This is a genomic window from Streptomyces sp. NPDC003635, from assembly GCF_053587635.1.
The window spans coordinates 46,660-54,106 of the sequence record NZ_JBSFOK010000054.1 but is presented as its reverse complement, the minus strand read 5'-3'; the positions used below and the strand labels follow the sequence as shown (position 1 = coordinate 54,106).

The following is a 7,447-nucleotide window of genomic DNA, read 5'->3' as shown; positions in this document are numbered from 1 at the left end:
CGACGCTCTCCTCGGCCGCTGCGGGACGTCAACTCCCCAGCCTGGCGGTCACTCTCGCCTATGTGCGCGCGTGCGGGGGAGACGAGCGGGAATGGCTTCGGCATCCCCGCCCTCGCGCACGAGGAGTGTCTGGCCGGCTTCACCGCCTGGCGGGCCACCGCCTATCCGGTACCGCTGGCCTGGGGGGCGAGCTTCGACCCGCCGCTGGTGGCGGAGATGGCCCGCCGGATCGGCCAGGACCTGCGCTCGGTCGGCGTCCACCAGGGGCTCGCGCCCGTCCTGGACGTCGTACGCGATCCGCGCTGGGGGCGGGTGGAGGAGACCATCGGCGAGGACCCGTATCTGACCGGCACCATCGGCACCGCCTATGTGCGGGGTCTGGAGGCCGCCGGGGTGATCGCCACGCTCAAGCACTTCGCCGGGTACGCCTCCTCGGCGGGCGCCCGCAATCTCGCTCCCGTGCGCGCGGGCGTGCGCGAGTTCGCCGATGTGACCCTGCCGCCGTTCGAGATGGCGCTGCGCGAGGGCGGGGCGCGCAGTGTGATGGCCGCGTACACCGAGACGGACGGCGTGCCCGCCTCGGCCGACCCCGGGCTGCTCACCGAACTCCTGCGCGAGCAGTGGGGGTTCACCGGCACGGTCGTCGCGGACTACTTCGGCATCGGGTTCCTCCAGTCCCTGCACCGCGTGGCGGACACCGACGCCGAGGCGGCGCACGCCGCGCTCCGGGCCGGCATCGACGTGGAACTGCCCACCCTGAAGTGCTACGGCAAGCCCCTCGTGGACGCGGTCCGCGCGGGCGAGGTCCCGGAGGAGCTGGTGGACCGGGCGGCGCGCCGGGTGCTGCTCCAGAAGTGCGAACTGGGCCTGCTGGACGAGGACTGGGACCCGGAGCCGGCCGAGCGCGTCGACCTGGACTCCACCGAGGGCCGCGCCCTGGCCCGGCGCCTCGCGGAGGAGTCGGTGGTGCTGCTGGACAACCCGGACGAGGTGCTGCCGCTGGCCCCGGACACCCGGATCGCGGTCGTGGGCCCGCGCGCCGCGGACGCCCTGGCGATGCTGGGCTGCTACTCCTTCCCGTCCCATGTCCTCACCCACCACCCGGACGTCCCGATGGGCATCGAGATCCCGTCGCTGCTGGAGGCGCTGCGCACCGAACTCCCCGACGCGAAGGTCACGTCCGCCGAGGGCTGCGGGGTCTCGGACCCCGACACCGGGGGCTTCGAGGAGGCGGTGGCCCGGGCGTCCGAGGCGGACGTGTGCCTGGCGGTGCTGGGCGACCGGGCGGGCCTGTTCGGACGGGGCACCTCCGGCGAGGGCTGTGATGTCGCGGACCTGGAACTGCCGGGCGTGCAGGGCGAGTTGCTGGACGCGCTGGTGGCGACCGGCGTCCCGGTGGTGCTGGTGCTGCTCACCGGCCGCCCCTACGCGCTCGGCCGCTGGCACGGCCGCCTCGGCGCGGTCGTGCAGGCCTTCTTCCCGGGCGAGGAGGGCGGTCCGGCGGTCGCGGGAGTGCTGTCGGGCCGGGTGAACCCGTCGGGGCGCCTGCCGGTGAGCGTCCCGCGGGCGCCCGGCGGCCAGCCGTGGACGTATCTCCAGCCGCCGCTGGGCCTCGCGGGCGAGGTCAGCAACCTCGACCCGACCCCGCTCTACGCCTTCGGCCACGGCCGCTCGTACACCAGCTTCGCCTGGGAGTCCGACGCGGCGGACGCGGAGATCGGCACGGACGGCTCGTACGAGATGGCCGTGACCGTCCGCAACACCGGTGACCGCGCGGGCGCGGAGGTCGTGCAGCTGTACCTGCACGATCCCGTGGCCTCGGTGACCCGCCCGGACGTCCGGCTGATCGGCTACCAGCGGCTGGCACTGGCCCCCGGCGAGGCCCGGCGGGTGAGCTTCCGCTTCCACCCGGACCTGTCGGCCTTCACAGACCGTTCAAATGCCAAGGTGGTCGAACCCGGCCTGCTGGAACTGCGGTTGGGAACGTCCAGCGCGGAGGTGCTGCACACGGCACGACTGACCCTCACCGGGCCGGTACGGACGCTCGGCCCGGATCGACGGCTCGTGTGCGAGGCGGTGGTGTCCTGAGCCCTGGGGGGCGTGGCCGGCACATGATCGGCCGACTGCCGGACTTCGAGACGGCCGTGCCCCTGGGCACCGCCGTCGCCCGGGCTCCCGTGGCCGCCCTGCTCCCGCTCTGGCCGACGGCGGCCTGGCTGGGCCAGGCCGGTCCGGCCGCCGACTGGGAGCGCCGCGAGGCAGGACCCTCTGGCGCGGTCACGACCCGGACAGGCCCCGGCCGCTGTCCACCACCGACTCGAACCGCCAGCGGTGGACCGCCCGGGTGACCAACTGACCGTCCGGGTCGGGCAGTTCCGGCAGTACGGCGTCCAGGTCGGCGTCCCACCAGGTGATCACCAGCACCCGGTCCTGCGCGGCCCGGAAGGTCTCCCGGCGCAGCGGCCGCGAGGCGAGCCGCTGCTCGGCGACCCAGGCCAGCAGCTCCTCGCCCCGCCCGGGCACCGCCCGCGCCTCCCACATCAGCGCGACCGTCACGGGTAGAGGTTCTCCTTGCTGACCTCGTGCACGTGGTCGTGCCCGGGGACGTGCGGGTCGGTCACCGGCAGCGAGGAGTCGGCCGACAGGTCCCAGCTGGACGCGGCCCGGTTCCGGGCGACCATCTCCGCGCCCAGCGCGGCGACCATCGCGCCGTTGTCCGTGCACAGCTTCGGACGCGGCACCCGCAGTTGGATACCGGCGGCCTCGCAGCGGTGCCGGGCCAGTTCCCGCAGCCGGGAGTTGGCGGCCACCCCGCCGCCGATCATCAGGTGGTCGACACCCTCGTCCTTGCAGGCCCGCACGGCCTTGCGGGTCAGCACGTCCACGACCGCCTCCTGGAAGGAGGCCGCCACATCGCGCACCGGCACCTCCTCCCCCGCCGCCCGCCTGGCCTCGATCCAGCGGGCCACGGCCGTCTTCAGACCGGAGAAGGAGAAGTCGTAGGCCGGATCGCGCGGCCCGGTGAGCCCGCGCGGGAACGGGATCGCCTGCGGGTCGCCCTCCTTGGCGTACCGGTCGATGACCGGGCCGCCCGGGAAGCCCAGGTTCAGCACCCGGGCGATCTTGTCGAAGGCCTCGCCGGCCGCGTCGTCGATGGTGGCGCCCATGGGACGGACGTCGGAGGTGATGTCGCTCGACAGCAGCAGGGAGGAGTGCCCGCCGGAGACCAGCAGGGCCATCGTCGGCTCGGGCAGGGGGCCGTGCTCCAGCTGGTCCACGCAGATGTGCGAGGCGAGGTGGTTCACGCCGTAGAGCGGCTTGCCGAGCGCGTAGGCGTACGCCTTCGCCGCCGAGACGCCGACGAGCAGGGCGCCGGCGAGGCCGGGCCCCGCGGTCACGGCGATGCCGTCCAGGTCCCGGGCCGTGACCCCGGCCTCCTTCAGCGCGCGGTCGATGGTCGGCACCATCGCCTCCAGATGTGCCCGGGAGGCGACCTCCGGCACCACCCCGCCGAAGCGGGCGTGCTCGTCGACGCTGGACGCGATGGCGTCGGCCAGCAGGGTCGTCCCGCGCACGATGCCGACGCCGGTCTCGTCGCAGGAGGTCTCGATCCCCAGGACCAGGGGTTCGTCAGCCATGGATCTCGGTTCCTTGTACGGAGGTTGATGGGTCTGTCAGGCGCATCACGAGGGCGTCCACATTGCCCGGCTGGTAGTAGCCGCGCCGGAAGCCGATGGCCTCGAAGCCGTAGCGCTCGTAGAGCTTCTGGGCGCGGACGTTGTCGACCCGGCACTCCAGCATCACTTCGGCGCACTCGAAGGTCGTGGCCGCCCGCAGCAGCTCGGTCAGCAGCAGCCCGCCGAGGCCCGTGCCCCAGTGGTCACGGGCGGCGGCGATGGTCTGGATGTCGGCGAGGTCCCCGGAGGCCGCGAGTCCCGCGTAGCCGACGATGCGGTCACCGTCCTCGGCTACGACGTACCGCCGGGTCGCCTCCGGGCCGCGCGCGTGGGCCAGCTCGGACCAGAACATCCCCCGGGACCAGGCGTCCTCGGGGAAGAGGTCCTTCTCCAGCACCAGCACCCGGTCGATGTCCCACCAGCGCATCTCGCGCAGCACCGCTGTCACTTGGGGGTGACCACCTTGTAGTTCTTGGGGACCTGGGCGTCCGGCCGGCGCAGGTACAGCGGCCGCGGAGCCGGCAGTTCCGCACCCGCGGCGAGCCGCTCGGCGGCCAGGCCGGCGAGGGCCGCGGCGGAGACGTGCTCGGGCTCGTGGGCGGCCGGGAAGGTGTCGGGGTACAGCAGCGCCCCCGCCCCCACGGCCGGCATCCCCGCGACGCGCTCGGCGATGTCGGCGGGCCGGTCGACCGCCGGGTCGGTCAGACGGGTGCGGGAGTCGGCGTACGTCGCCCAGTAGACCTCCTTGCGCCGGGCGTCGGTCGCCACGACGAAGGGGCCCTTGTCGAGGTCGGTCGCGTAGGCGAGGCCGTCGAGGGTGCACACACCGTGCACGGGGACGCCGAGCGCGAGCCCGAAGGTGTCGGCGGTCATCAGACCGACGCGCAGCCCGGTGTAGGGGCCGGGCCCGGTCCCCACGACGATCCCGGTGACGGCGTCGAGCTTCAGCCCCGCCTCGGCGAGCACCCGGTCGACGGCCGGCAGCAGCAGCTCGCCGTGACGGCGGGCGTCCACCTGGCTGGAGGAGGCGATGACGTCCGTTCCGTCGTGCAGCGCGACGGTGACGGCGGGGGTGGCGGTATCCAGAGCGAGCAAGAGCACGCAAACAGCCTACGGCTCCTCGCGCCGGGGCACGGCCGCCCCGGCGCACGCTGCTACGGTCGCCGGGAAGCACGACGTACGACGAAGAGGTGGGCGACGGTGGCAGGCAGCAGCTCCGGAATCGTGGCCGGGCTCACCACGGCGGCCCTCCTGACCGTCGGATTCCTCGGCTACCAGGCCAGGGTCACCGTCCCGGCCGCGCTCGGCGAACCGGACACGAACAGCGCGCCCGCGGCGGCCGCCGCCAAGGCGCCGCGCGACAAGAAGCACCCCTCCGCCCTGCCTTCGGGGTCCGGCAAGGGTGAACGGGTCGTGTACTCGGTGGACGACGACCGGGTGTGGCTGGTCGCGGCGGGCGACAAGGTGAAGCGCACCTTCGAGGTCACCCCCGGCACGGTCGACCCTGCGCCGGGCACCTACGCGGTCACGTCCCGCTCGAACAAGGTCACCGGAACGGACGGCGTCCCGATCGAGCACGTGGTCCGGTTCACCAGCGTGCGGGGCGTGGTCATCGGCTTCAGCGCGGCCGTGGACGACTCGGTCCCGTCCGCCGACGCGCCCTCCCGCACCGGCGGGATCCGCGAGTCCCGGGCGGACGGCGACGCGATGTGGGACTTCGCGACGATCGGACAGCGGGTCGTCGTGATCCGCTGAGGGCTACGCCGCTCTGCGTTCCTGCACGGGGGCCCGCGGCGCACGCGGTTCCGGGGCGCGCGGTGGTGTCGACACGGCGCTGGCCGCGGCGCACGAGGCCAGCAGGTCGCGCATGGACACTCCGGACGGCGGACGCGGCTGCGTCGCGTCCCGTTCCGTGACCGGCATGGTTCGCCTCCTGGGAGCCGGGGGCGGGCGTAGTTAGGTACACCTAACTACGGGCTGGGTACCATGTGACCACGCCCGGGACGGCGAACGCAATATCTTGCCGACGTCTTGTCGGAATGTTCATGGAGGTCTCGGGCCCCCGGTGGGCCGCTACGCGGTGAGGGCCGCCAGCCCCGTCTCCGCCCAGCGCTCCCCGAGTCCGGTCACCGTCACGTGCCGCACCTCGTCCGTGGTGTCGCCGACGGCCCGGTGGATGACGATCTGGAGCCGGTCGTCTGTCAGCTCCTCGACCTTGCCCTCGCCCCACTCCACGACGATCACCGAATCCGGCAGCGAGACGTCGAGGTCCAGGTCCTCCATCTCGTCGAGCCCGCCGCCGAGGCGGTAGGCGTCGACGTGGACCAGCGGCGGGCCGTCGGCGAGGGACGGGTGGACGCGGGCGATCACGAAGGTCGGCGAGGTGACGGCGCCCCGGACCCCGAGCCCCTCGCCGAGCCCCCGGGTCAGTGTCGTCTTGCCCGCGCCGAGCTCCCCGTTGAGCATCACGAGGTCACCGGCGCGCAGCAGCTTGGCGAGACGGCGGCCGAGCTCGCGCATCTGCTCGGGGGAGGTGACGGTCAGCTCGGTCTCAGCCTGGTTGTGCGGTGCTGCTTCCATAGCCACCCACGGTAGCGCCCGCGGGCACCGCCCCCGCGCGGGTGAGGAGGTCAGCGAGACGGTCGGTGACCACTTCCGGGTGTTCCAGCATCACCAGATGTCCCGCGTCCGGCACGAGCACCAGTTCGGCGTCGGGCAGCAGATCGGCGATCGCCTCGCTGTGCTCGCTCGGGGTGACCAGGTCCTTGACCCCGGCCAACACCAGCACCGGCAGCTCCGTGAAATGCAGGAGTGCCGCGGTCTTGTCGTGGTCGGCGAAGGCCGGGTAGTACTCGGCGACCACGTCGATCGGCGTGGCCTCGATCATCCGCTCGGCGAACCGTGCCACCGCGGGATCGACGTCCCGGGAGGCGAAGGAGTAGCGCTTGATGATCCCGGCGAACAGGTCGGCGGTGGCCCGGCGCCCCTTCTCCACCAGCTCGGCCCGCTGCCCGAGCGCCTTCAGCACGCCCGGCAGCACGCGTCGCACCGCGTTGACACCCGCGACGGGCAGGCCGAAGTTGACCTCGCCGAGTTTGCCCGAGGACGTACCCACGAGAGCGACGGCGACGACCCGGTCCCGGATCAGCTCGGGGTACTGGTCGGCCAGGGCCATGACGGTCATCCCGCCCATGGAGTGCCCGACGAACACGATCGGCCCCTCGGGCACGGCCGCGTCGACGACTGCCTTCAGGTCCCGGCCGAGCTGCTCGATGTCGACCGGCACCCCGTCCCGGGTCTGCGCCACTCCGCGCGCCGAGCGGCCGTGGCTGCGCTGGTCCCAGTGCACGGTCCGTACGACACCCCGGAGTGCCGCCCGCTGGAAGTGCCAGGAGTCCTGGCTGAGGCAGTAGCCGTGGCTGAAGACGACGGTGACCGGAGCCGGGGCCTTGCGGCCGAAGAGGCGGCGCCGGCGCGGGGCCGAGCCGCCCTCGGGCTCGACGTCGTCGACCTCGTAGTAGAGCTCGGTGCCGTCGTCGGAGACCGCCTTGCCGGGCATGCCGCGCAGCGCGCCGTAGGGGCCCGCCGAGTCGAGCGCGAGCCGGGCCTTCTGCCGCATCCCCCGGCCGACGGTGAGCCGCTCTATGGCGACCCCGGCCGCGGCGCCGGCGGCGACCACGCCTATCGCGGCGCCCGCGATACCGGTCGCGCGGCGCCAGTTGCCGGCGGAGGCGACGGCCGCGACGGCCTCCGCACTGCTCTCGCTCACG

8 protein-coding genes are annotated in these 7,447 nt (G+C 73.5%); 2 read left to right on the top strand and 6 right to left on the bottom strand.

All coding sequences use genetic code 11. The features are described from left to right. A partial coding sequence (locus ACWDRW_RS34650) for a beta-xylosidase/alpha-l-arabinosidase (protein WP_451730661.1) occupies positions 1 to 2,088 on the top strand: 2,088 nt, incomplete at its 5' end. 189 nt (positions 2,089 to 2,277) lie between these two features. Here ACWDRW_RS34650 and ACWDRW_RS34645 read toward each other — a convergent pair. From ACWDRW_RS34645 to tsaB, 4 genes are read right to left on the bottom strand one after another with little or no spacing between them, the layout of a single operon-like run. Then, a complete protein-coding gene (locus tag ACWDRW_RS34645; protein WP_451730659.1) occupies positions 2,278 to 2,556 on the bottom strand; it encodes a hypothetical protein in 279 nt (92 codons plus the stop codon). Next, positions 2,553 to 3,638, bottom strand: a complete 1,086-nt coding sequence (gene tsaD / locus ACWDRW_RS34640) for a tRNA (adenosine(37)-N6)-threonylcarbamoyltransferase complex transferase subunit TsaD (protein ID WP_451730656.1) — start codon at positions 3,636 to 3,638, stop codon at positions 2,553 to 2,555. Before tsaD ends, ACWDRW_RS34645 begins: the two co-directional genes overlap by 4 nt. Beyond that, positions 3,631 to 4,104, bottom strand: a complete 474-nt coding sequence (gene rimI, locus ACWDRW_RS34635) for a ribosomal protein S18-alanine N-acetyltransferase (RefSeq protein ID WP_451730667.1) — start codon at positions 4,102 to 4,104, stop codon at positions 3,631 to 3,633. Before rimI ends, tsaD begins: the two co-directional genes overlap by 8 nt. A 17-nt stretch (positions 4,105 to 4,121) precedes the next feature. Continuing rightward, positions 4,122 to 4,778, bottom strand: a complete 657-nt coding sequence (gene tsaB, locus ACWDRW_RS34630) for a tRNA (adenosine(37)-N6)-threonylcarbamoyltransferase complex dimerization subunit type 1 TsaB (RefSeq protein ID WP_451730653.1) — start codon at positions 4,776 to 4,778, stop codon at positions 4,122 to 4,124. Between the two features lie 99 nt (positions 4,779 to 4,877). Here tsaB and ACWDRW_RS34625 point away from each other — a divergent pair, with 99 nt between their 5' ends. After that, positions 4,878 to 5,432: a hypothetical protein gene (locus ACWDRW_RS34625; RefSeq protein WP_451730650.1), complete on the top strand. Its 555-nt coding sequence runs from the start codon at positions 4,878 to 4,880 to the stop codon at positions 5,430 to 5,432. Positions 5,433 to 5,750: 318 nt separating this feature from the next. On the opposite strand, the gene tsaE is transcribed toward ACWDRW_RS34625, so the two are convergent. Next, positions 5,751 to 6,257 (bottom strand): tRNA (adenosine(37)-N6)-threonylcarbamoyltransferase complex ATPase subunit type 1 TsaE, encoded by a 507-nt coding sequence (tsaE, locus tag ACWDRW_RS34620; RefSeq protein WP_451730647.1) that lies wholly within the window; start codon positions 6,255 to 6,257, stop codon positions 5,751 to 5,753. Further along, positions 6,229 to 7,446, bottom strand: a complete 1,218-nt coding sequence (locus ACWDRW_RS34615) for an alpha/beta fold hydrolase (RefSeq protein WP_451730644.1) — start codon at positions 7,444 to 7,446, stop codon at positions 6,229 to 6,231. The genes tsaE and ACWDRW_RS34615 overlap by 29 nt, the downstream gene beginning before the upstream one ends. Between the last annotated feature and the right edge of the window lies 1 nt (position 7,447).